General features: G+C 58.2%; 18 protein-coding genes. 15 read left to right on the forward strand and 3 right to left on the reverse strand.

Annotation, left to right across the window (positions count from 1 at the left end):
• Window positions 1–23: 23 nt before the first annotated feature.
• Genes tssM through vasI form a run of 3 tightly spaced genes read right to left on the reverse strand, consistent with a single transcriptional unit; the run spans window position 24 to window position 5,736 of the window.
• Window positions 24–3,650: a type VI secretion system membrane subunit TssM gene (gene tssM / locus ACIP1G_RS08745; RefSeq protein ID WP_400735528.1), complete on the reverse strand. Its 3,627-nt coding sequence runs from the start codon at window positions 3,648–3,650 to the stop codon at window positions 24–26.
• Window positions 3,650–5,104, reverse strand: coding sequence for a type VI secretion system protein TssA (tssA, locus tag ACIP1G_RS08750; protein WP_400735530.1), 1,455 nt, complete (start codon window positions 5,102–5,104; stop codon window positions 3,650–3,652). The genes tssM and tssA overlap by 1 nt, the downstream gene beginning before the upstream one ends.
• Window positions 5,092–5,736, reverse strand: coding sequence for a type VI secretion system-associated protein VasI (vasI, locus tag ACIP1G_RS08755; protein WP_400735532.1), 645 nt, complete (start codon window positions 5,734–5,736; stop codon window positions 5,092–5,094). Before vasI ends, tssA begins: the two co-directional genes overlap by 13 nt.
• Before the next feature lie 311 nt (window positions 5,737–6,047).
• On the opposite strand from vasI, the gene tssB reads away from it, so the two are divergent.
• From tssB to ACIP1G_RS08830, 15 genes are all read left to right on the forward strand, one after another.
• On the forward strand, window positions 6,048–6,551 hold the full coding sequence (tssB, locus tag ACIP1G_RS08760; RefSeq protein ID WP_400735534.1) for a type VI secretion system contractile sheath small subunit: 504 nt from the start codon (window positions 6,048–6,050) through the stop codon (window positions 6,549–6,551).
• A gap of 17 nt (window positions 6,552–6,568) precedes the next feature.
• On the forward strand, window positions 6,569–8,059 hold the full coding sequence (gene tssC, locus ACIP1G_RS08765) for a type VI secretion system contractile sheath large subunit (protein WP_400735536.1): 1,491 nt from the start codon (window positions 6,569–6,571) through the stop codon (window positions 8,057–8,059).
• Entirely contained in the window at window positions 8,056–8,466 is a 411-nt protein-coding gene (tssE, locus tag ACIP1G_RS08770; RefSeq protein WP_400735538.1) for a type VI secretion system baseplate subunit TssE, read from the forward strand. The genes tssC and tssE overlap by 4 nt, the downstream gene beginning before the upstream one ends.
• Before the next feature lie 3 nt (window positions 8,467–8,469).
• The gene (gene tssF / locus ACIP1G_RS08775; RefSeq protein WP_400735540.1) at window positions 8,470–10,236 is read left to right on the forward strand and encodes a type VI secretion system baseplate subunit TssF; all 1,767 of its coding nucleotides are present in this window, start codon (window positions 8,470–8,472) and stop codon (window positions 10,234–10,236) included.
• Entirely contained in the window at window positions 10,200–11,216 is a 1,017-nt protein-coding gene (gene tssG, locus ACIP1G_RS08780) for a type VI secretion system baseplate subunit TssG (RefSeq protein ID WP_400735542.1), read from the forward strand. Before tssF ends, tssG begins: the two co-directional genes overlap by 37 nt.
• A complete protein-coding gene (locus ACIP1G_RS08785) occupies window positions 11,213–11,776 on the forward strand; it encodes an FHA domain-containing protein (protein ID WP_400735544.1) in 564 nt (187 codons plus the stop codon). The genes tssG and ACIP1G_RS08785 overlap by 4 nt, the downstream gene beginning before the upstream one ends.
• Complete coding sequence (tssJ, locus tag ACIP1G_RS08790) at window positions 11,773–12,567, forward strand: type VI secretion system lipoprotein TssJ (RefSeq protein ID WP_400735546.1); 795 nt, start codon at window positions 11,773–11,775, stop codon at window positions 12,565–12,567. Before ACIP1G_RS08785 ends, tssJ begins: the two co-directional genes overlap by 4 nt.
• A gap of 52 nt (window positions 12,568–12,619) precedes the next feature.
• Window positions 12,620–13,957 (forward strand): type VI secretion system baseplate subunit TssK, encoded by a 1,338-nt coding sequence (tssK, locus tag ACIP1G_RS08795; protein ID WP_400735548.1) that lies wholly within the window; start codon window positions 12,620–12,622, stop codon window positions 13,955–13,957.
• A gap of 1 nt (window position 13,958) precedes the next feature.
• Window positions 13,959–14,828 (forward strand): type IVB secretion system protein IcmH/DotU, encoded by an 870-nt coding sequence (gene icmH, locus ACIP1G_RS08800; RefSeq protein ID WP_400735550.1) that lies wholly within the window; start codon window positions 13,959–13,961, stop codon window positions 14,826–14,828.
• 127 nt (window positions 14,829–14,955) lie between these two features.
• Entirely contained in the window at window positions 14,956–15,465 is a 510-nt protein-coding gene (locus ACIP1G_RS08805) for an Hcp family type VI secretion system effector (RefSeq protein ID WP_400735551.1), read from the forward strand.
• Between the two features lie 91 nt (window positions 15,466–15,556).
• Window positions 15,557–17,725, forward strand: a complete 2,169-nt coding sequence (locus ACIP1G_RS08810; RefSeq protein WP_400735553.1) for a type VI secretion system Vgr family protein — start codon at window positions 15,557–15,559, stop codon at window positions 17,723–17,725.
• Window positions 17,722–18,657: a DUF4123 domain-containing protein gene (locus ACIP1G_RS08815; protein ID WP_400735555.1), complete on the forward strand. Its 936-nt coding sequence runs from the start codon at window positions 17,722–17,724 to the stop codon at window positions 18,655–18,657. Before ACIP1G_RS08810 ends, ACIP1G_RS08815 begins: the two co-directional genes overlap by 4 nt.
• Window positions 18,650–21,640 (forward strand): T6SS effector BTH_I2691 family protein, encoded by a 2,991-nt coding sequence (locus tag ACIP1G_RS08820; protein WP_400735557.1) that lies wholly within the window; start codon window positions 18,650–18,652, stop codon window positions 21,638–21,640. Before ACIP1G_RS08815 ends, ACIP1G_RS08820 begins: the two co-directional genes overlap by 8 nt.
• Before the next feature lie 2 nt (window positions 21,641–21,642).
• Window positions 21,643–22,536: a DUF6708 domain-containing protein gene (locus ACIP1G_RS08825; protein WP_400735559.1), complete on the forward strand. Its 894-nt coding sequence runs from the start codon at window positions 21,643–21,645 to the stop codon at window positions 22,534–22,536.
• Complete coding sequence (locus ACIP1G_RS08830; protein ID WP_400735561.1) at window positions 22,533–22,790, forward strand: PAAR domain-containing protein; 258 nt, start codon at window positions 22,533–22,535, stop codon at window positions 22,788–22,790. The genes ACIP1G_RS08825 and ACIP1G_RS08830 overlap by 4 nt, the downstream gene beginning before the upstream one ends.
• Window positions 22,791–22,893 lie beyond the last annotated feature (103 nt).

A 22,893-nucleotide genomic window follows, 5' to 3' on the forward strand; every position in this document is an offset into this window, starting at 1 on the left:
AGTGCTTTTACCGTCCCTGGTTTTCATAAAGGTTGTTCATCCGACTGCCGCGCTTGCGCCACCTTGGGTGGTTGTTGCAGCAAACCGCGTGGCAAGCGGAAACCTTTGAAAGGCTCCTGGGTAATGGGGTTGAAAGCCTTTTCTGCGTTGAGCCGGTAGCGCATGACACCATCACCGGTCTTGAAGCTCAGGTCCACGCTGGTTGCCGTTCGCCCGTTGAGCGAGCCGCGGCTTAGCAGGCGGAACATCGACCATGGTCCTCGGTATTCCAGGCTGCTGCTGTTGCCGTTTTGCCTGAGCAATGTCAGGTTGCTGCGCACATGCTGCCCCAGCGTATTGGGCCAAATGATGCCGATGATCTGGCTCGGGCCATGGGTATAGGAAATCAACTGGCCATCCAGGTCCAGCAGGCTGGTGCGTTGATTGGCACTCAGCCCCAACGGCTCGATGCTGAACTGCACACTCAGGTTGCCGCGCTGATCGAAGAAGGTTTCGCGGATGCGGTCTGCCAGTTCCAGCTGTTCGATCACATCGCTGCGGATCAACGACTGCCCCTGCTGGCCGGCCTGCAGGGCTTCGAGGTTTTCCTTCAGAAATAGCTTCAGGTACTGGTCGTGGAACTGTTGCAGCCGCCCCTTTGGCCCGAAGAACGCTTCAAAATCGTCCAGGGAAGCATCGGGCGCTCTCACCACGAACGGGTAACGCCCCGCCAGACGCTGCTGGAAGAAACTGTAAACCTCGGTATCCCAGCGGCGCTCCAACTCACGCAGTGCTACAACGTTCAATACTTGCGCAGTCTGGTCTGCGACTTTTCTGACCTGATGGTTGAGCGGTTCCGGCAAACCTGTGGCGACCCGCTGCAAGGTGCCGATCGGGTCGTGCCCGGTCAGCGAAAAGCGCTGGTGCACGGCTTGCAAAGCGGCCCTGCCACGGTCCGGGCTGTCCTGCACTGCCTTGGCATAGTCGTGAACAGCAGTCATCGCGCTGAGGGTTTCATCGTAATAGCTCGGCTTATCACCTGCTGCCTGCAACATGGCACTCAATCCTGCAAACGCACGCTGGATGGCCAAGGCGTGCGGGTGTTCGGGGTTGCGGCTGACTGGCCGCAGGGCATCAGCCTCAGCCGGTATTTCGATTGCTGCTGGCGACCACAGCGCAGTATTTTCTCTGACCGTCTCCAATAACCGGTGCATCGGTGCGGCAGGCCCGATCAACTGCTCCAAAATTGCCACGCCGTGGTCCAGATCACCGAAGTCAGCCACGGCAAAGGCATTCAAGGCACGCCGCCAGCTATCAATGTAATCGGCGCTGTACAGGTTGCGCAGGCGTTCGCCAAGCGCGTCGCGGTCGGTAGCCGAGTATTCGAGTTGCCCACGTTCACCCAGCGCCCACTGGTCAATCATTGCCATTTCAGCGAAGCGCTGGCTGTGGGGCTCGAAGTACTCCTTGAAACCTTTGGCGGTGAGCATCGGGGCAAGCAGGATTCCGTCATCGCCCTGGGTGGACCCGGAAGCCGACTGGTACACCACATCGAAGGCTGGCCCCACCTGATGGCGCAGGTCAAGGCCGGCATGCAGCTGTTCCTCGGCCTGCTGCTTGAGGCCAGCATAAACCCGCTGCGGCAACGGTACCTTGCGTAATACCTGCTGCACTTCGGCGACACGCTGCTGGTACTGCGGCAATTCGGTATCGGCATAGGCCAAGGCGTATTTCAGGTGCAGCATGAGGTCGCGTTGCAATTGCCCTTGTCCCGGGAATGCCTGTTGCCACTGCTGGGCCATCCACTCCTCGACCCAACCGGGCCGGCGGTTCTGACGGCTCTCCAGCATTCGGTACACCCTGAGTGCGGCCATTTGCTGCTCGCTGCCGGGGGGCGCGGCGTTCATTGCATCGATTACACCGCTGGCCAAGGCCGGCAAGAAGTGTCTGGAGAGCAAATCCAGATACGCCTCATCGACGCGAGGGCCGATTGCGCGCCCCTGATACAGCCCTAAATCAGCAACGCCCGGCCACGCAGCGCGATAGTCGCCAAAGACCGACACCGCAGCGCGTATCTGGTCCAATGGCTCCAACAGGTTGCGTCCAGTCGGGTCCAGACGCCGCTCCACTTCGTGATGGCTGTACTCGCGGCTCTTGGCAAGTACCGTGGTTGCCCTGGTGTCATTGACTTCGAAGTAACGTTGCCAACTGGCAATGGCGACACAGAACGCCAGCACACCAACACCAGAACCGACCCAAAGTAACTGGCGCTTGCTGCGAGCCACCCGGACGTTGTCCCCGGCAATCCCGACTTCCTGGTAGATAACCCGCCTGAACGCCTGTTGGATGAAGTAGGCCGACGCCTTGCCCTGTGCCTTGCCCTCACGCAGGGGTAGCTTTGTCGTGTAAGGCTGTGCCGCCTCGCGGACGAATGCATTAAGCATGTCACCCTGCTGCACGACCGATGAGAAATACACGCCACGTACCAAAGCAGGCGTGGTGAAACGGTCACTCGCCAGTGTTTCACGCAGAAAATTCAGCAAAATCGGCTGCAGCCCAGCCAGCTGCGCATGCAAGGTGAACAGGCGTGCACAGAGTGGAGCACTGCCCAAGCCATCGAGTTGGTCAAAGACCTGCTCGTATAGCATCCTGATCAAGCGATCGAAGTGTTCGCCGTATTCGACCAGCCAGGCATCGAACGAATCGACCGTATCCAGGGTAAACGTGAAGCCCAGCAGTTTTTCCCGTCCAGAGGCTGAAAGCTTGCTATAGAGCTGGTCGAAACCATCCAGCAGGTCGAACTTGGACAACACGACATACAGTGGCAGACGCGCACCTAGCTGGCTACTTACCTCATACAAACGCGTGCGCAAGACATGAGCCAGTGCGATACGTTGCTCGGGCGTACCATGCAGCAGCGCAGGCAGGTCAATGACCAGCACCAAGCCGTTGAGCGCTCTTTGGCTGCGATTGCGCAACAGCCATCCCAACAAGTGATGCCACAGCCTCGCCGGGGTTCCGGGCGGTACGTTCGGGTCGTGCTCTACAGTATTTTCAGCTAGCACGCCCGCCGATACCTCTTGGCTGATGAAAACACCGGGCGTGTCGATAATCACCGCGTCATTGCTGACCCACCAGCCCACCGGGTAGGCAAGCGCATCATCTTGTCGACCACGCGCCTGGGCCCTGTCGATGCGGGTCAAAGAGAAGCTCTGGTCGGTGCGATCAATAAAGCTGGTCTTGCCCGCACGCTCGTCGCCCAACACCAGATACCAGGGCAATCGGTACAACGCGCTGCGCCCGCCGGCATTGTCGAAGAAGCATTCAAGCCCGTGATTCAACGCCTTCTCTTGCGCGTCGACGAACGGCAACGTGCGATCCAGCTCAGCGGCAGCTGCCTGCTTGCGCTCTTTTTGAAGGCGGCGAAAGCGTGTGCGCAACACAAGCAGCCAACACGACAGCGATACCAGCACAAGCAGCAGGCTCGCCACAATTCGATAAGCGCCATTGGCCAGTGGTTGATGCTCACGCCACGTCCAATGCGGACCAAGCCACCAGATGGCGACAAGCAGCAGCACGACGCCAAGTGCAAGCAGCAGCGGCATCGCCAGACCAATACGGTTAGCCAAGGGTAAACCCCAGCGCTTGAGTTGCTTCCAAAGTGGATTCATCAGGGCTCCAGATCCTTGTTCTGATCGGCCAATGCCGTGGATATCGCGTGTTGCTGAAGCCGCTGGAACACCTCGGGCTCCCAGGCATCGGCAGTGGTTTGCTGCATCGTTTGCGCTATTGCGGCGCACAAGTCCTGAGCCAACCAGGACACGCCGCGGGCGGCCAGCAAGTCAGCGGCGATAAGCGTGGTGTGGGAGCGCTCACGCGGCGAATGAAGCGCCCCTTGCATGCCCTGCAGCTTCAACAGCACCTGCTCGACACCAACGCCCTCCAGTTGCGCGATGAGTTCCTCGCGCAGGCTGCGGAACTCCTGAAAGACAGCACCCTGCTCAGCCATTTGCTGGCGGCCTTTAAGCCACGCCAGGCATTGATCATCGACGAACGCCGTGCCATCGCTGAAGCACAGTTGCTGCAACGAAGGCAGGCGCTGAACAAACCGTGCGGTCGTACTGCGTATGGCCTCGCTAACTTCGGCCATCGCCAGCTGAGACGCCACAGTTGCCGCCAGGAAACTCCCCCGGATCCAGTAAGGAGCTGCCGTGAGGCTCTTCTCGATGCGGTGCAGTAACGCAACGTCAAGCGAAGTGCCAGATGCGGCATTCTCGTAACCCGCGACAACATCTGGCGGCACCGCAATCAGCCCCGTGCAGTGCCGCTGCTTCGCGGCCGGCGCAGCCTGGACATGGGCCCACAGGCCGAAGCGGCGTAACTGGTAGCCAGTAGGGTCGTAAGGGTCCTGTTGATTGATGAGCTCGGCCATACTCAACACGGCACGCCGCGTTTCGCGTTCGTTGCCAATCGAGACCCGAGGCACAGGCATGGCAATGACATCAGCTAGCGGCGCAGGCTGGATGCTGGCAACCGGCTCGGCAGCTTCGCCCACACCAATGGCCAGGTCTGTGTGTTTGGGCAGCAAGCGCCCCAGTTCGCTCAGAGCAGCAATATCCAGTTGTGCGAAGGCCTGTTGCTGGTTCAGACGCCGCAATGCTTCCTGCGCTGCGGCCGCATAGGCAGGGGCATACGTGAATCGGTCAAGGCGCGGCAGCGCTTCGATCAAGCGTTTGAGCACAAGGCCAACCAACTTGCGCTTGCCCAGGAAACCTTTAGGGCCAGGTTTTGGATGAGCGGTTTCCCAGTAGCACTCAATCAAGCCTGCCAACAAGGCCAAGCTGCTTGCCCAGCGCTCCCAGCAACCACTGCGCAGCCACGCGACATTCAGATGCGCGGCGATCCGCAAGTGTTTGCAATGCTGGCCCAGGTACTGACAGGACGCCTCTTCAATGTAGGTCCAGTCAATTGAAGCCTCCTGCAACCCACCCAGCTTGACCATCTCCTGGTCAATGGCTTGGTAGGTCTCATCTTCAACATCAAACAGGCCAGCCGGAACAGCCGGATCAATCGGCATCAGCAGCCGGTGGAGCTGCTTTTCCAGCCCCCCGGTTACCAGCGACATGTGCTACGCGCCTTGCTGATCAAAAGGTCCAGCCCCTGGGCATCGAACATGAGGCCATCAACCGCAGAGTCGTCGCTGAGCAACTGTATGCGCTGAGCTCCGATAAGTTTCTTGATCTGTTCGATGGCGGGCAGCCCTCGGCCGGCATCGAGCACCTGGCCGTTCTCCATTACCTGCCAGGGCGTTGCAATCGGCGATTCATCCATCCCCTGTAACCGAACCTTTACCCATCTCGCATCCAGAGGTTTTCCGGTAATCAACTGCAGTCTCGAGATGCTCTCTATGCAACTGATTGCCAGGTACGAGCGTGGCTCGGCCGACGCAATTGCCGGTGCTGATATCACCAGCCCGTGCGTCCGCCAGTCTTCTTCACCGGCACTGGCGAGAAAGGTCAGGTCATGTGGGCCTCGCGCGGTTTCATTTGCCATCACCCGTAGCACGCTGGGCGCCTCTTGCTCAGGGGTTGACCACTGCCGCTTTACTGCATGGGCAGGTGTGTTTGCTGCTTCATCAAAGCACGCCAGACGCTCCACGTTAGACACGATCCGAGGGCAATCCCGTACCGGGTTTGCGAACGCCAGCGGTAGACAAAACATCAACGAGATAACAGCACAGGAATAGCGGACATTCATCTTAAGTTCACCCTCCTTGCAATAGCATATACATCCTACGTGACATGTCGCACTTTCCTACAAACTCATTCCGCCACACCCATCAACACTCAAACCATCAAGCCGAGAGAAAGCGCCCAGAGACTAGTCCATCGCAAACAGGTAATACAAACAAATATTTTTTTACATCTTACCGCTCGACTCACAACGCACTTCAAGCGCATGGTTTTTACGCACAAGGAAAACCAGAAGCGGTCATGCGTTTATTGATAAGCGCAGACTTGTAGGAAGCTTCCTACATAAAGAGTGCAAACAGAAAAGGATATGAGGCCATGAGCAAATCTTCCGGCTCCGTAGCGCCCAAAGAGCGCATCAACATCAAATATGTACCCGCCACCAGCGATGAACAGGCGGAAGTAGAGTTACCACACAAGATGCTTGTTCTGGGCGACTTTGGCCTGGATGACCACCGCGCCCTTGAAGACCGTGCAGTCATGGGCATCGACAAGCACACATTCAACAATGTCCTGAACGACGCCGAGGTGCGCCTGGATATGTCCGTGCCCTCCATGCTCAGCGCGGCCCCAGATGCCGAGTTGGCGGTCAACCTGCAGTTCAGGTCGATCAACGACTTCGGGCCCGACCGCATCGCACGCCAGGTACCGGAGCTGAACAAACTGCTGCAACTGCGTGAAGCGCTGGTTGCCCTGAAAGGCCCACTGGGCAACGTACCGGCATTCCGCAAACAACTGCAGCACCTGTTGAATGACGAAAACGCCCGCAGACAACTCGCCAAAGAACTCGACCTGGTGCTTGAGGCGCCAAAAGAAGACTGAGACAACGGAGCGTCCCTATGCCGAAGCCAAGCAGCACTACTGCAACCGTTGATGCAACGAGCGAAACGTTGAACAACGCTACCTTACTCGACCAGATCATGGCAGAAACCAAGTTGATACCCGCTCAGGAGGGCTACCAGATTGCCCGCCAGGGTGTATCTGCCTTTATCGCCGAAGTCCTCAAAGACAATGACCCAGATCAACTTATCAACAAACATCGCGTCGATCAGATGATTGCAGAGTTGGACCGGGTCCTCAGCAAGCAGATGGATGCCATTCTGCACCAGCCTCAGTTCCAGCAACTGGAGTCTTCCTGGCGCAGCCTGAAACTATTGGTCGACCGGACGGACTTCCGCGAAAATATCAAGCTAGAGGTCTTGCATGTCAACAAGGAAGACCTGCTCGATGACTTCGAGAATGCGGCCGATATCACATGCAGCGGCCTGTACAAGCACGTTTATACTGCCGGCTATGGCCAATTTGGTGGTGAACCGGTTGCTGCCATGGTCGGTAATTACAACTTCGGTCCCTCTTCTGCGGATATCAAACTGCTCAGTTACATGGCCTCCGTTGGCGCCATGTCACATGCACCTTTCCTCGCGGCCCCCTCACCGGAGTTCTTCAACCTCAGCAGCTTTGAAGAGCTACCCAATCTCAAGGAGATCAAGGACATCTTTGCCGGCCCACGGCATGCCAAGTGGCGCGCTTTCCGCGAAAGCGAAGACGCCCGCCACACCGCACTGACCGGGCCACGCTTCATGCTCCGTTCTGCCTACCACCCAGAAGAAAAGTCGATCGAGAGCTTCAATTACGTAGAAGACATCGCTGGCCGACACGACAACTACCTGTGGGGTAACTCCGCCTTCCTGCTGGCCAGTTGCATCAATGACAGCTTCGCCCGCTACCGCTGGTGCCCGAACATCATCGGCCCGCAGTCCGGTGGTGCCGTCGAAGACCTGCCAGTGCACCTGTACGAGTCGCTGGGCCAATTGCAGGCCAAGATCCCTACCGAGGTGCTGATTTCCGACCGCAAGGAATTCGAGCTGGCCGAAGAGGGCTTCATCGCCCTGACCATGCGCAAGGACAGCGACAACGCAGCATTTTTCTCGGCCAATTCGGTACAGAAACCGAAGAACTTCCCCAAGACCCCTGAAGGCCTGCAAGCACAGACCAACTACAAGCTCGGCACCCAGTTGCCCTACCTGTTCATCGTCAACCGGCTGGCCCACTACATCAAGGTGCTGCAGCGCGAGCAGATCGGCAGCTGGAAGGAACGACGCGACCTTGAGTCCGAGCTCAACACGTGGATCAAGCAATACGTCGCCGACCAGGAAAACCCCTCTGCCGATGTACGCAGCCGTCGCCCGCTGCGCGCTGCCAAGGTCGAGGTATCGGACGTTGCCGGTGATCCAGGCTGGTATCAGGTATCACTCGCCGTACGCCCGCACTTCAAATACATGGGGGCAAACTTCGAGATCTCTCTGGTCGGGCGGCTCGACACGCAATGAGTGCTTTCTTTGATCGCTTGATGGCGGATCCGACAGTCGCCCAGATGCCGTCTCGGCAGGAGAGCGCAGCACACAAATTCGCCGCCATCAAACGCCACCTCGAAACGCTGCTCAACGCGCGCAAGGGTTGCTCGCAGAGCAGCCCTGAGCTGGGCCTGGCTGATTTCAATGGGCATGACGCAAGCAACGGTGACCTGCTTGAGCAGGTGAGTACTGATATCCGTCGCACTATCCAGTGCTTTGAACCACGCATTCAGGTGCGCGCGCTCAAAGCAGTTCCGGATTGCCACGCACCGCTGGAGCTGCATTTCAGGCTGGACTGTCAGGTGCAGGTCAACAACCACACGGAGCAGCTGCAACTGGAACTTCTGGTGAACGGGCACAACCGCCATACCCGAGTGAGGTGAGACATGTCTCTGAAGGACCGTTTCAGCGAAGAGCTGCGTTACCTGCATGAACTGGGTAACGACTTCGCCAAGGACAATCCGCGACTTGCCCGGTTTCTTGGCAACGGCGCGAGCGACCCTGATGTCGAACGGCTGATGGAAGCCTTTGCATTCCTGACGGCCAAGTTACGGCTCAAGCTGGAAGACGACCTGCCAGAGCTGACGCACCCCATGCTGCAGTTGCTGTGGCCCAACTACCTTCGGCCGCTGCCCAGTGTAACGAACATCCAGTTCACGCCGCGCAAGCAATCACTCAGCCAGTCACAACAAATCCCCAAAGGCTCAAGGTTGTTCTCAAAACCCGTGGACGGTGTCGCCTGTGAGTTTCGCACCTGCACAGCGGTAAACATTCATCCGTTCGAAATCGGCGCGGTTGGCGCAACACAGACCCTGGACAGTTCCGTGGTTCACATCGGCCTTCAAACCATGGTTGAGCGACCACTGGATACCTTGGGCTGTGCCAGCCTCGACCTTCACCTGAGTGGCGATCACCGCACCGCCCGCACGCTGTACCTGTGGCTCTCGCAATACCTCAAGCATGTCAGCGTAACCATCAATGGCGAGGTTCGCCGGTTGCCGGCCAGCAGCATTGCCTTTCCAGGCTTCAGCCCTGACGAAGCCCTGCTGCCCTATCCGCAGAACGTATTCGATGGCTACCGGATCCTGCAGGAATACTTCATTTTCCCGCAGCGGTTTCACTTTTTCACTCTCACCGGGCTGGACAGGCTGTGGCCCGCGGAGCAAAGCCAGCAGGTGGATATCGAGTTCCACTTCACCCGCCAGTTGCCTGATTCACTGCGTGTTGGCAAAGCAGATTTCAGGCTGTTCTGCACACCAGCAGTCAACCTGTTCAAACACAGCGCCGAGCCCATCGACCTTTCCAGTGAGGTTGCCCAGGTCGAGCTCAAGCCCAAAGGTGCACAACCATTGGCTTACGAGATCTTCAGCGTCGATGAGGTTATCAGCACCCGTACCACGCCAGACGGGAGCACCGGCGAGCACCTCAGAACCTTCCGCCCCTTCGAGTCGTTCGCCCACGAAATCGAACATGTCCAAGGGCGCACGGCGTTGTATTACCGCTACACACTCGAAGACTCACTGAGCGGCGATGGCGTCACGCATCGCATTGCTTTCGTGCGCGCCGATGCCAATGCGTACATCGGTGAGCTGGAAACGGCCTCCATCGACCTGACCTGCAGCAACCGCGACCTGCCGCTGGCGTTGAGCGTCGATGACATCAACGTGGTAACCGAAGCCACGCCGCCCCTGGCTACCTACACCAACATCTGCGCACCCACCCGACCCTGTCGTCCGGTGCTGGATGGCCAGTTGCAGTGGGCCTTGATTTCCAACATGTCGCTCAACTACCTGTCGCTGCTCTCGGTCGAGCCACTGAAAGCGGTCATCCGTGCCTATGACTTCGTCGCCTTGCACGACATACAGCAAACACGCACCACCGCCAAGCAACTGGACGGCATCCGCGAAATCCACACAGCTCCCTTGGATTGGCTGATCAAGGGGCAGCCCGTTCGCGGCCTGCACACCCAGCTGAAGCTGGACCAGGCTGCCTTCCTCTGCGAAGGCGACTTGTACCTGTTCAGCTGCGTACTCGCCCACTTCTTTGCCCTGTACGCCAGCATCAATTCCTTCCATCAGCTGGAAGTAATCAACACTACCAACAACGAGCATTACACATGGCCAATCCAGACCGGCAAACAACCGCTGATCTAGCCGACAAGCTGCTCGCCGAAGCACACCAATACAACTTCTTCCAGCTATTGGAGCGTTTGCATGGGCTATTCGGTGACGACCTTGAACCGCGTTGGCCAAGTGAGGCCACCCGGTTGCGCGTGCGACTCGCCAGCGACCCACGGCTGGCCTTTCCCGTTTCGGACGTATACAAAGCCGAACGCATGGCCGGCGAAGAACGGCGCTATCGCGTGTGCACCACCTTCATGGGTTTGCACGGTACCGACTCGCCCTTGCCCTCCTATTACCTTGAACAAGTGGCATACGAGCATGCACAGGGCATCGGTGTGCGCCCGGCATTTTTCGACTTCTTCAATCACTACCTGCTCAGCCTGCTGCACCGTATCTGGCGTAAATATCGCTACTACATCCGCTTTCAACCCGGTGCCACCGATGGTTTCTCACAGTACATCTTTGCCCTGCTCGGCCTGAACGACAAACAGCTGCGAGGGGATACGGCACTGCCGTGGAGCCGATTGCTCAGCTTCGCTGGCGTCATTGCCAGCCGCAGCCGTGCACCGGGGACCGTGGCCGGCATCATTGCCCATTGCTTCGACCTCAAGCATGTACAGATCCGGGAATTCGAAACGCGCTCAGTACCCGTTTCAGCGAAGCAGCTCGTATGCCTTGGCCGTAGCAACGGCGAACTGGGTCGCACCTTCATGGTCGGCAGCCGCACGCGTACCCGCAGCAGCAAGTTCACCATCGTGATCAGCGAACTGGACCAGGCGCAATTGCGCGATCTGCTGCCCAGCGGCATCAATTTTGGCCGCTTGCGCGCGCTGATCGACTTCCTGTTGCGCGATGGCCTGGCCTACGACCTGGAACTGCGCCTGAAGCAACATGCACTTTCGCCCTTCTGCCTGCACCGTAGCCAAGGTGCATATCTGGGTTGGACCAGCTTTGTAAACGATCGCCACGGCCAGATCAGCCCCGTCGTGCGGTTCCGGGGGCGCTCATGAGTACATTGACCTTGAGCATCACCAACCTCGACCAGTTGCAGCACAGCGTTACTGCTCGGCACCAGTTCGATAGCACAGGCGGCACCATCGGCAGCGCAGCGGCCACTTGGCAGATCAATGACCGTGCCCAGACCGTTGCGCCCATCCACTGCGAAATCCGCTGGATCGAGGGCAGCTTCTGCGTGGTAGACCACTGCAACCGTACCTACCTGAACGACAGCGCCCTCAGCCTGGGGGCACTCACGCCAAGGCGGCTTGTTGAGGGCGACCAACTGTGTATCGGCGCCTATCGGTTGCAGGTTCAGTTTTCACAAACCGATGCACGCTCGCTGACGGATCTGTTCAACCCCGGCCTGAGAGTACTCGACCAGCTGATAGCCGATGTTCCGGCCGAAGCGTGGCAAGCCGAACCTCCAACCGCACAGGCTGCCGTGGAGATCTGCTCAATCTTTGAAACGGCCCCAGGCAAGGATCCCTTGGTGGCACTGGATGCAGAGATGGCTGCGGAGTTGAAGCGAGAGAACCCGCTGCAGCGCCTGATATCAGGAGAACGCTCATGACGCAGCAACCGTTCGCAGTCGCCCTTATGGCCGCGTTGATCGGGCTTTCGGGGTGCACGTCCCTGAGCAGAATGAGCCAAGTGGTCATGGATCATTCGTTACCCATTGGGCCGCCCAAGGATCACCCAACCGAGGTTGCATTCAGCATCAATGCCAGCCCTACCCTCAACGGCAACCCGAACAGCCTCGACGTCGACGCCGAGCATGAGAGCGCCCTGGAGCCCAGCCCTTACGCTGTCAGCCTGAGTGCGGGTGACCCCGAGGCCCTGACCGAAAAAGTCGGGACGTTATTCGAATACCTTCAGAAACAATTTCCTGCAATCTCGCCTGTCGTGATGGACGAGGACAATGGCAGCAATCTGCCTCGTTCCGCCCTGGAAGAGAGCACGCCCGGCAGCTACGACGACCCGACGGTAGTGCTGACTCTGCCGCACACGACGACCGTGGCCACAGAGTCGGTCGCTACGCCCATGGCCATCAAGATCCTGCAGTTACGCGACGACTCACTGCTACGTAATAGCGTTTATCAGCTGTTGGACAAAGACCCCGCCAAGGCCCTGCGCAGTTCCTACATCCGTGATGACGACTACCTGTTGCGCCCCGGCCAGTTCAAGTTCATCCCCTTTGCACCCATTGAGGCAGAGACCCGCTTCGTTGCAGTGATCGGCGACTACCGAAACCAGGACAACGCGACCTGGCGCCAAGTGCTGCGCATTCCCCCACGTGGCTACAAGATCATTTTGTCGGTGCTGCTCAACGACACGCAACTGCTGCTCAAGGAGGAAGACTGATGCCGTCTCCAGCCCTGCCCTTTTCGCCTGCTCACGCTGACACGGAGTGCTCATGAGTACACGTAACCCTGTCCTCTGGCCCGAGGGCCTGTACGTAAAACCGCAGCATTTCCAGCAAGCGGCCCGGGCCAGTGAAGCGGCCCTGCATCAACGCCTTGGAAGCCTCAATGCTGCCTTTTACGGTTTCAGCGAACTTCAGTTGAACGACGAATACCTGAGCCTGGGCAAAATCGCCATCACCCGGGCACGGGGTGTCATGCCGGACGGCACTGTGTTCGATATCCCCGCAGATCTTCCGCCCCCGCCACCGCTGGAGGTCGACGATGACGGTTCAAGAAACAGCGAGGTATATCTATGCCTGCCATTGCGTACAGAGGGTGGCCGAGAGGTCAGCTGGCCCGACAATGCCGCCAACTTTCGCTACCTTGCCCAGGCGCAGGAAGTCAAAGATACCCATACCGCTGATGGCGACCTGGCGCAGGTCGACATCGCCGTCCCCAACCTGCAACTCAAACGCCAGACCGACGACAGTAGCGCCTATACCCGCCTGGCCTTGGCGCGCATTCTGGAACGCCGCCCCGATGGCAGCCTGCAGCTGGATGAAGCGTTCTACCCCACCTGCGTGTCGGTGCGGGCAGTGCCAGCGCTGCAACGCTTCCTTGAAGAAATTACCAATACCCTACGTGAACGGGCGCGCAACCTCGCCGCACGCATTGGCGGTGCCAACCAGTCGGGCATCGCCGACATCCGCGATTTCAACCTGCTGCAAGCCATGAACCGCTGGTGGCCATGTTTTCAGCACCTGGCCAGACAAGCCCAGACACACCCCGAACAGCTCTACCTGTGCATGAGCCAGGCTTGCGGCGAGTTCGTGACCTTCACTGATGAGAGCCGGCTGCCGCACGACTACCCGGCCTATCACCACACCGCACTGCGCATTTCGTTCAAGCCGCTGGAGGACACGCTACGTCGGGCACTCAGTACGGTGCTGCAACCGCGCGCCGTGTCGCTGCCACTGGTAACGCGGGCCTATGGCGTGATGACGACCACACTGGAGGACCGCCGGCTGATCGATGTGGCCGATTTCATCGTCGCTGTCCGTGCCCAAGTGCCGCCTCAAGTGCTACGCCAGATGTTCGTTCAGAAGGTCAAAGTCACTTCACTCGAATCACTGGAAGAACTGGTGCCGTTGCAACTGCCTGGCATCCCTTTGACCCCATTACCGGTGGCACCACGCGATCTGCCCTTCCATGCAGGCTTCAGCTATTTCGAACTCGATCGACGCGACCCGGCGTGGGCTTGCATGAAGTCGGCGAACGGCTTCGGTATTCACATCGCGGGGGACTTCCCTGGCCTTGAGCTGCAGTTCTGGGCAATCCGGAGTGAGTAACATGGAAGAGATCAACAATGCACCCACCGATATCGCAAATGGCGAAGGCGCACGGCTGCACTCGAAGCTCAAGACACCATTACCCAATGCTCCACCCGCTTCGACAACGTCCGCAGCCGCCGAGCAAAAGCCTAATCCTGAGCCCGTTCATGAAGGCTACCCGGCTGATCCGGAATTCAGGCTACGGGGCAACTACGACAACTTGATGCTGGATGCTGCTGCCCCGCTGTTCGGCCTGGTCATACGCCTGCGCACGCTGGATGAGTTGCCAAACATCAAAGTTGTACACCGGAAAGTGCGCAACCAGATCGAAAACATTCAGGAAGAAATGCGCCAACACGGCTACGAGCCCGCCCAGACGTTGGCGTATTCATACGCCTTGTGCCTGTACATTGATGAAGCGGTGATGGAGAGGCCTTGGGGTAAGAACAGCTGCTGGAGCCAGGAACCACTGCTCAGCATCTTCCACGACGAAACCTGGGGTGGGGAAAAGTTTTTCACGGTGCTGTCCCGCCTGATGCAGGAACCCGCGCGTTATCAGGACGTACTGGAGTTCATGTACTTCGCGCTGTGCCTGGGCCTGAAGGGCAAATACGCCATTGCGCCGAAAGGTGAAGAAACACTGAAAGCGCTCATTCACCAACTTCACGGGATGCTTCGCGAGTTGCGCGGGCCAACCCCGGAAGAAGTATGCGACCCCTACACCAATGTAGCCCCGCGAAACTTCCGCATGACTCGGATATGGCCATGGTGGAGCCCTCTGGTGATTTCCGTTCTTGCCATGGCAGTGGCCTATGGGATCTACAGCTATCGCCTGCACCTGATCACCACCGAGGTTCTGGAAACACTGAACGGCATTTTACAAAAGTAAGAATCCGTTACATGCACAACACCTCTATAAAAAATAGCGAGACACCCATCTCGTCAACAAGCCCATCGCCCCCGATGGCCATGCCCCGTTAAAAGGGCATGCATAACCACTGCAACTGGAGTACATCATGGCATCACCAGCTTATTTAAAAATCACAGGTAAAGTGCAAGGCAATATCAGCGAAGGCGCAAGCACTGTGGAGTCGATTGGCAACATCTACCAATCCGAGTTCGAAAGTGAAATCATGTTACAAAAAGTTGAACACGAAATTAATACGCCTATCGACCCACAAAACGGCCAACCTTCAGGCAAGCGCGTGCATGGGCCGTACAAGGTTACCTTCACAACGAACAAATCCAAGCCATTATTGCTGGAGTCAATCTGCAAGGCAGAGCTGCTTCCGGAAGTTACAATCAAACAATTCCGCGCCACCAGCGAAAACCCTAACGAGCACTATTACACGACAACACTCACAGACGCGACAATCATTAAAATGAGGACAGAACAGCCTCACGCGCAAGAGATTACAACAACGCCACGACATCAAGAGGTAGAACTTTGGTTTTCGTATCGAAAAATCACTGAGTGCCACGAAATTTGCGGAACTGAAGGGTCCGATGACTGGCAGAAATCCTGAAATCCAGGCATTCGCCTAAGGCATGGGATGTTCCGGGCAGCCTCGCTGCCCGGACACCTGAAAACCATCAGACGGCGGACAAGGAGTTATCATGCCTAGCCAATCCGATCTGTATTACAGCTTTCAACCGCTCGCCAGCCGATTAGCCTTCGAGGTGGTTTCTTTCACATTAAACGAAGGTATCAGCAGCAACTACCAATTAAAGCTTGAGCTGATCAGCCATGAGCACGACGTAGACTTCGGGCAATTACTCGACAAGCCTGCATTGTTCACCATCTCGCGCGCAAACCGACCACTGCGCCGTGTCCATGGCTTGATCAGCACATTCAAGCAAGCCGATAGCGGCCCTCATCGCACACGCTATAGCGCAGTCGTCGAACCGCAATTGGCACGAGCCAACCTACGTTCGAACTGGCGTATCTTCCAGCAAAAGACCGTCCCGCAAATTCTAGAGCTGATATTGATGCGCCAAGGCATTAGCCAATACCAAATTGGCAAAGGTTTCGACCATCAGGTTCGGGAGTTCTGCGTCCAGGCCGGAGAAACCGATTACGATTTCTTTGCTCGTCTCTTGGCTGAAGAAGGCTTTGTCTACCGCTTTGAACATACTGAAAAACACCACAAACTCATAATTACCGACCGGCTACTGACATTCGGGAACATCCCATGCCACCCATCTTCCGCCCTCTACGAGGATGAAGGTTTTGCCAACGACGAGGAGCCCGCCAACGCCTACAGCGTGTTGTACCGATCCAACAGCGGTGGCGCCCAGGCAACCCCCTGCTTGCGACGCCTGTGCTACAGCGAACAGGTGCGTACCGCACGCCAGGTGCAACGCGACTACACCTTTACCCACCCTGCCTACCGCCAGGAACACAGAGCCTCCGGCCGCTATCTGGAGCATCAGTCTGCTGACTACGAATGCTTCGATTACCCAGGCCGCTATAAGCGCGATGCCGTTGGCAAGCCATTCACCGAAAACCGCATCACCGCACTACGCCACGATGTACGTATCGCCGAAGTAGAGGGTGACGATGCACGCCTGCAGCCCGGCCTGAGTTTTACACTTGCGGGCCACCCGCGCGCTGATTTCAACGTGCATTGGCGAGTCACTACGGTCACTCATGAAGGCAGCCAGTTCACCAGCCTGCAAGAAGAAGCCGCTGGCGTCGATCAGAGCACACGCTACTTTCAAGTTGCACAGCTTGTCCCCGGTAGAACGGAGTGGCGCCCTGCCCCTCTGGACAAACCTCGCGTCGATGGGCCACACATGGCCACCGTCGTCGGGCCGCGTGGTGAAGAGATCTATTGCGATGAATGGGGCCGGGTCAAAGTCAGCTTCCCTTGGGACCGCGAGAGCCAGGGCAACGAATTCAGTTCCTGCTGGGTACGGGTATCGCAAGGCTGGGCCGGCGGCAGTTGGGGTTCGATGGCTATTCCACGCATCGGCCAGGACGTGATCATCCACTACGTCAACGGCGACCCTGACCAGCCGATGATTACCGGGCGCACGTACTGCGGTGATCAGCTACCGCCTTACGACCTGCCCCAGCACAAGACGCGCATGACGATCAAAAGCCAGACCCACAAGGGCGATGGCTTCAATGAACTGCGCTTTGAAGATGAACTGGGCCAGGAAGAGGTCTTCATCCACGCCCAGAAAGACCAGAACATTGTGGTCAAGCACGATGAGACCACCCAGGTCGGCAACGACCGCAAGGAACAGGTCAACAACGACGAGTCGATTCTGATTGGCCATGACCGTACCGAGACGGTCGGCAATGATGAGCGCGTCAGCATTGGGCATGACGCTGCTCTCGAAATAGGTCGAAACCAGACCATCAAGATCGCCAAGGACCGTATTGAAACCATCGGCAATCACCGCCACGACCAGATCACAGCCAATCACCACATAAGCATTGGCGGCAACCTCGAGCAGCAGGTCGAAGGCCATGCCGATCTTGAAGCCCGCGGCGAAATCCGCAGGCGCACCCGCCGCTATGAGCTGCGCACGGCGGAAGCTGTGATCATCCAGGGGCCTGGCGGCTCCATCCAGATCGATGAAGCAGGCATCACCCTGGACAGCCCGACAATACGTATCAACGGCCAATTGCTCCAATCGGCCGGTGGGGCAAGCAACCCCTTTTCCATCAGTGGCGCGCCGGTCACTGGCAAGCCCCTGGATCGTCAGTGCGGGCGCCGCCCCGATGGCTCCTGCCCCTTGCCCGACTGCCGCTGCATCAGAGGGCCAGGCCGATGAAAACAGCGGCCTCAAACACACTGCCAGGCGCGCATTTCGGGAACAGCGCGCGCTTTCTGCTGCTCCTGACCCGCGCGATCGAGTACTGGGCCTATAGGCCAATATCTCAAATACTCGAAAATGGTGAGCTGGTCCCGGCCTATGCCCCTTCGGTGATTGAGCTTATCAATCAAGTCAGCCGTAACACCCAGCATGCGTGGCTGTGGCGGCGCAGCGCTGTGGACGACGACCGCTATGACTTTGGGCCGTTGCTGGTAAACGTGTCAGACGCGCCCGAACTGCTTGCCCATGCAATCTCCACCTGGATGCCCATTGGTGGCGCCATCGCGCTCGATGCCGATACTGGCCTTGCCGAGTTGGCAGACCATTTCACCAGCCTTGTACAGGTCTCGCTTGCGGATCAGGGGCTGGCCACTTTTCAGTTCAAACCGGACCACCTTGCAGCCTGGCTGGATGCGCTGGATGGCGACCATCGGGCGACCTGGCTCGGGCCTGTGACTTCGCTGGCCTGGCGAGTCAACTGGGGGCCGGCCCACGAGTGGAAAACGCTTGAGCGCAGCCCGACCTCTGCCCGCTCCTTTTCGCAAGCCCCGTTACTGCTGAGCAAGCTTGAACTTGAGCGGCTGCAAGCAGGCATGCACGAACACTTTGTGCTCACGCTGGCCCACGAGGTATTAGCCCTGCCACAACACGACAGCCACACGCTGGCCGATATCAGGCATTGGATTGAAACCCTGCTGCCGCAACTGAAAGCCCTCAACTTTCGCGACGAGGAAGTCGCCGGGCAGTTTATCAGGCTGATGGCCGGGCACATGTGGCTCATGAGCAACGAAGAGGCCGGGAAGATCTACACCAACCTCGAAGAGTCACCTCAAGGTCGCCTTCGCGAACTGCACGCTTTGATCGAAAGCAAGGAGCCCGCCCATGAATGACGCCAGTGTCAGCAGCGCCACCTCCGGACCCGCCTGCAGTGCACGCATCCCCATCCTGCCAGTGCGCTATGCCATCGTGCCACGCACCGGCGACATGCCCGCCTGCCGCTATGCCGATGCAGGCTTCAACCTGGAACAAGGCTTCGGGCCGCTGCAACACTCCACCTATACCCTGCGCGCGCTGCGCCCGGGCTATGTCTACGTGTTCATGAAAGGCGCCCTGGGCGAGAAGCTGGTCATTCACGAGTACGTCGGCGCCGGCCTTTACAAGGAACTGCGCTACCGCGGGCTGGACGACTACCACCTGCGTGATCGCTACCTGTCCAGCCGGACCATGGGCTGGGTGTGGGCCGACACCTGCCCGGATACCGCCAAGGAAGTGTGGATCGGCTACAGCCCACACCTGTGGACCAACGCCATGACTGCTCGTATCACCGGTTCGCCAGCCCTGCGCAAACGGCATATGCGCCAGCTGGACATGGCCGAGCTGATAACCGGCAACCAGGCGCCGTCAACCCAGCCCCATGTCTTGCCGGTCAGTGCCCTGCAAACCTGGGTCGAAGACTTCAAGCCCACCGAATGGCGCATGCCCCTGACCTGGAGCAGCGACCCGATCAACGAAACCTTGCCCATCGGCAACCTCGTCGCCATCGGCCGCCACTACCCCTACACCCAGCCGAAGGTACCGGTAGTGGTGGCGCTCGCCGATGCCGAAGGCATGGCCCTGGACCTGAGCCTGACGGTATCGGCCTACCAGCACCAACTGCGCGACCTGATGCCCGCCGAGCAGCTGGAACACACGAAGCCTGCACCAGGGCCCGAACAAGAGCACGTGCCGGCGTGCTACCAACTGGATGCCGAGCAGTTGAGCGTGCAAAGCCGCGATTTCCACCATCGCAACCTGGTAGCCATGCTGCTGAACAAGACGCTGGAAAGCCTGTACCCCGCGGATGCACCTTCACTGGACCTCGCCGAGTTCCGGCTTGGCACCGAGCGCCGCGGCCCCGCCCTGTCGCCGTCCGAGTCACGTTTCCAGGCGCTCACCCATCAAGACTACTCCCCCAACGGCGCCCGCCTGGCACAGCGCCTCGACCTCGCCAAGTATCGGCGCTTCCTCACCGAGCGTGATGAGCTGGAACGTCGGATCATCGCGTTGCGCAACCAGGCCTTGCAAGCCAGCAACGATCATGACGCCTGGCTCGGCACCGCCGAACCCCAGCATGTCGATAACCCCTACAGCCTGGCTGCGGCCTTGGCCTGTTACGACCGTGATGAAATCGCGTCCGCCCGTGGGCTGGAAATTTCACTGGCGCTGCTGATTCAGCCGATGGGCCAGCCAGCGCCCGGTACCGAAGCACAGGATCAGCGGCTCAAACGCCTTGAGCAGTGGCTGGATCAGCACGACAGCCCGCTCTACACCGCCCTGGCGCCGTTCAACCCGTTCAAAGACAAGGCGGATGCGACCGGCAGCTTGTTCGGCGCCAGCGACAACGTGATCGAAGGCCTGGCCGGCCGCTTCCCGGCCATGGCCGGCATTACCGACCTCACCGCCCAGGCGGTCAGTACCGTGGTGCTCAAGCGCCTGCGCGGCCAGACCCGTTGGGACGCCAGCCATGGCCTGCGTCAGCAGGTGCTGTTGGCGGCGCGTGAGGGCAATGCCGAGAAAGCATTGGGGCTGCTGGCGGCGCGCTACCGGATCACCGAGCAGGCCATCGCGGAAAACCCGTTTAGCCAGGAGGTACAGAAGTACTTGAAGAGTGGCATGGCGCAGGTTGAAGAGATGAAAGAACTGCGTATCTCGGGAAGCCGGACTATTTCAATCGAACTGACCACCACCGCGCGCGTGAAGCCCAACTTCCTCGGGATGCTGACATCGGGCATCGGCGGTGGCTTGAACGCGGGTATGTTGTGGTTCAACGTGATTTCGCTCAAGACCGCCTACAACAGCGTGCAGCAGAGCGATGCTCCGGAATACACGATGGGGTTCGCTTCATCGATTTTCGGGGTAATCGGTGCGGCATCGGCGACGCTGGTGAGCGTGCGGGCAACGCAGAAAGCCGTGATGCTGAGGCTAAGTTCAACCGCCCCAGGGATGGCCTTCGGTAACGGGATTATCAAGTTTTTAAGCAGTAATCTCTACGCGCGCTTAGCAGGATACCCGGCAATCGCATTTAGTTTCCTTTCTGATGCTTTCAAGGCAAGGAGTCAGAGAGCTAACGGCAATGTAGCGGCTGCTGCATACACGATGACGGGTGGCTTAACCATGGCTGTTGGTTCTGCTGTCGTCCTTGAGGCTGGACTTGCAGTTGCTGGCGCAACTTCAGTCGTGCCTTTCGCCGGATGGGCCGCAGCAGCGCTTGTACTCGTAGGGGTCGCAATTATTGCTGGTGGGCTTTACCTACATGCCAAAGCCCACGAACACCTCCACAACCCTATTGAATTTTGGGCAGTCCGCAGTATTTTCGGCAATCGCAATAACGATGGCGAGGCCCGCCCTGAAATTACATTGGACTATGAAAAAAAGGTGCCTGCATTCCCTTCGTTGGACGCGGAAATCAAAGCTTGGCACAACGAGCACTACGGGCCAAAACTACTTTCAGCTGACCAGGCCCTATCACTCGGTGTGAGCAGCGTAGACACGCAATGGCACGATAACGATCACTGGGCACCGCCAAACTGGACTGCCATCACGCACAACGAAGTAGCCACACCTCAGCCAACAGCCGAATTTACAGTGCTGCTGCCAGGTTTCGTATTGGGAGTAAGCGAATGGTCAGGAAGCTTAAGCACGTTTCGTGACGCTCAAGGAATGGATGTATTCCCAATCGCCCCCACTGGCCACCTTGTAGCTGCCGGTTTGGTCCTGCACTTCGAGAACACGTTATCCAATCAGGGCCATGTCTCTTTGTATCTAGCTTACAGTGCTAACCAAGGACTGGACGAAGACAATGAAACACAGTCAACATTTCGCCTGGAGCGCTAAATTTGTCAACTATCTGGCTATTCAATACAACATCGAACTCAGGACATAAACCCGCCATTAGCGGACAGCTATCAAATTCATCAGAAAATACTTTATGCCTGCGAAACCCCTGGGTTACAGACTCAGTTTTTATGGGAAAGTTGTACTGCGCATTGATTATCGCACTGATGATTGTCCTCTATCCTGACTTATTGACCAGCGAAGCGTGGGGGCCTTACACTTTCAGCCCTATCTTGATCGCTGGGACCATTCTTGGCCCTTTCATCTTTCTACCATTTCTGGCCTACCGAATATACTTCATTAAAGGATTGTCAAGCTTCTGCTTCAACCGAACATCCCAAAAGATTTACTACCAACGATTGAGCAAGACTTTAGTCTTTGACTGGAACAATACCGGCGGAGGCATCTTCAAACGCACTGAATTCGGAGGCTCATCATTCAGCACCAGCTACGCCCTCGCCTTCGCCCCTCGCCGTGAGGACGGCAGCCTGCACCAAAAAGACTGCCTCTGGGTCGACAGCAACGAACCCACCGAACCCGGCGTCAAACACGTCGCCGAAGTCTGGGAATACCTCCGCCATTTCATGGACCACGGCCCGGACAAACTCCCGCCGCCCGGCGAACCCAACTGGTGGCACAGGCCACTGCACGCCATATGCCTGACCCCAGCGGAAGCCTGGCGTCACTACGCCCCTTGGCGAACCGGCGAACCCGGCGAAATGCAGGGCAAAAAGAACTGGCAACTGCCGTTCTGGGCCGTGCTGTTCCCCTACAACCTCACACTCGCCATCTGCTGGTATGGCGTCTGCCGGCTATTTAACGTCCGAGCGGCCCCGCCTCCGCCAGAAGCTTTCGAAATGGCACCTGTTCAACCAAGCAAAAGGAAGCGCAAATGAAACCCATCGTACTCGTAGGCCATCGTCATAGCTGCCCGATCCATGGTGAGGGCACCGTGCAAACCGGCGCAAGCGCAACGTTCGTGGATGGCAGGGCCGTTGCACGCGTGGGCGACCGCATCAGTTGCGGCGCCGTCATCGAAACTGGGGCTGCCTGCACAATCATCGAGGGCCAACCCGCAGCAAGAGAGGGAGACACCACCAACCACGGAGGAACGCTGATCGAGGGCGACCCAGGTTGGCTCGTTGATTAAAAGCAAATACCGACCACGTGACCGAAGGCGGTTAAACGCAGTAATCGAACAAAAAGATGCCCTTGATTGTAACGCCTGCCCGGCTTGCGAATTCGGCTGTTCC

The organism is Pseudomonas sp. NPDC089392 (genome assembly GCF_044749595.1).
In the GTDB taxonomy this organism is placed as follows: domain Bacteria; phylum Pseudomonadota; class Gammaproteobacteria; order Pseudomonadales; family Pseudomonadaceae; genus Aquipseudomonas.

Excerpts from the sequence above, each read along its gene's own strand:
- tssA (WP_400735530.1), bottom strand. The coding sequence starts at position 5,104 with ATGTCGCTGGTAACCGGGGGGCTGGAAAAGCAGCTCCACCGGCTGCTG.
- ACIP1G_RS08830 (WP_400735561.1), top strand. The coding sequence starts at position 22,533 with ATGAAACCCATCGTACTCGTAGGCCATCGTCATAGCTGCCCGATCCAT.
- tssB (WP_400735534.1), top strand. The coding sequence starts at position 6,048 with ATGAGCAAATCTTCCGGCTCCGTAGCGCCCAAAGAGCGCATCAACATC.
- ACIP1G_RS08805 (WP_400735551.1), top strand. The coding sequence starts at position 14,956 with ATGGCATCACCAGCTTATTTAAAAATCACAGGTAAAGTGCAAGGCAAT.
- icmH (WP_400735550.1), top strand. The coding sequence starts at position 13,959 with ATGGAAGAGATCAACAATGCACCCACCGATATCGCAAATGGCGAAGGC.
- tssC (WP_400735536.1), top strand. The coding sequence starts at position 6,569 with ATGCCGAAGCCAAGCAGCACTACTGCAACCGTTGATGCAACGAGCGAA.
- tssM (WP_400735528.1), bottom strand. The coding sequence starts at position 3,650 with ATGAATCCACTTTGGAAGCAACTCAAGCGCTGGGGTTTACCCTTGGCT.
- ACIP1G_RS08815 (WP_400735555.1), top strand. The coding sequence starts at position 17,722 with ATGAAAACAGCGGCCTCAAACACACTGCCAGGCGCGCATTTCGGGAAC.
- ACIP1G_RS08810 (WP_400735553.1), top strand. The coding sequence starts at position 15,557 with ATGCCTAGCCAATCCGATCTGTATTACAGCTTTCAACCGCTCGCCAGC.
- ACIP1G_RS08820 (WP_400735557.1), top strand. The coding sequence starts at position 18,650 with ATGAATGACGCCAGTGTCAGCAGCGCCACCTCCGGACCCGCCTGCAGT.
- ACIP1G_RS08785 (WP_400735544.1), top strand. The coding sequence starts at position 11,213 with ATGAGTACATTGACCTTGAGCATCACCAACCTCGACCAGTTGCAGCAC.
- tssJ (WP_400735546.1), top strand. The coding sequence starts at position 11,773 with ATGACGCAGCAACCGTTCGCAGTCGCCCTTATGGCCGCGTTGATCGGG.
- tssE (WP_400735538.1), top strand. The coding sequence starts at position 8,056 with ATGAGTGCTTTCTTTGATCGCTTGATGGCGGATCCGACAGTCGCCCAG.
- vasI (WP_400735532.1), bottom strand. The coding sequence starts at position 5,736 with ATGAATGTCCGCTATTCCTGTGCTGTTATCTCGTTGATGTTTTGTCTA.
- tssG (WP_400735542.1), top strand. The coding sequence starts at position 10,200 with ATGGCCAATCCAGACCGGCAAACAACCGCTGATCTAGCCGACAAGCTG.
- tssK (WP_400735548.1), top strand. The coding sequence starts at position 12,620 with ATGAGTACACGTAACCCTGTCCTCTGGCCCGAGGGCCTGTACGTAAAA.
- tssF (WP_400735540.1), top strand. The coding sequence starts at position 8,470 with ATGTCTCTGAAGGACCGTTTCAGCGAAGAGCTGCGTTACCTGCATGAA.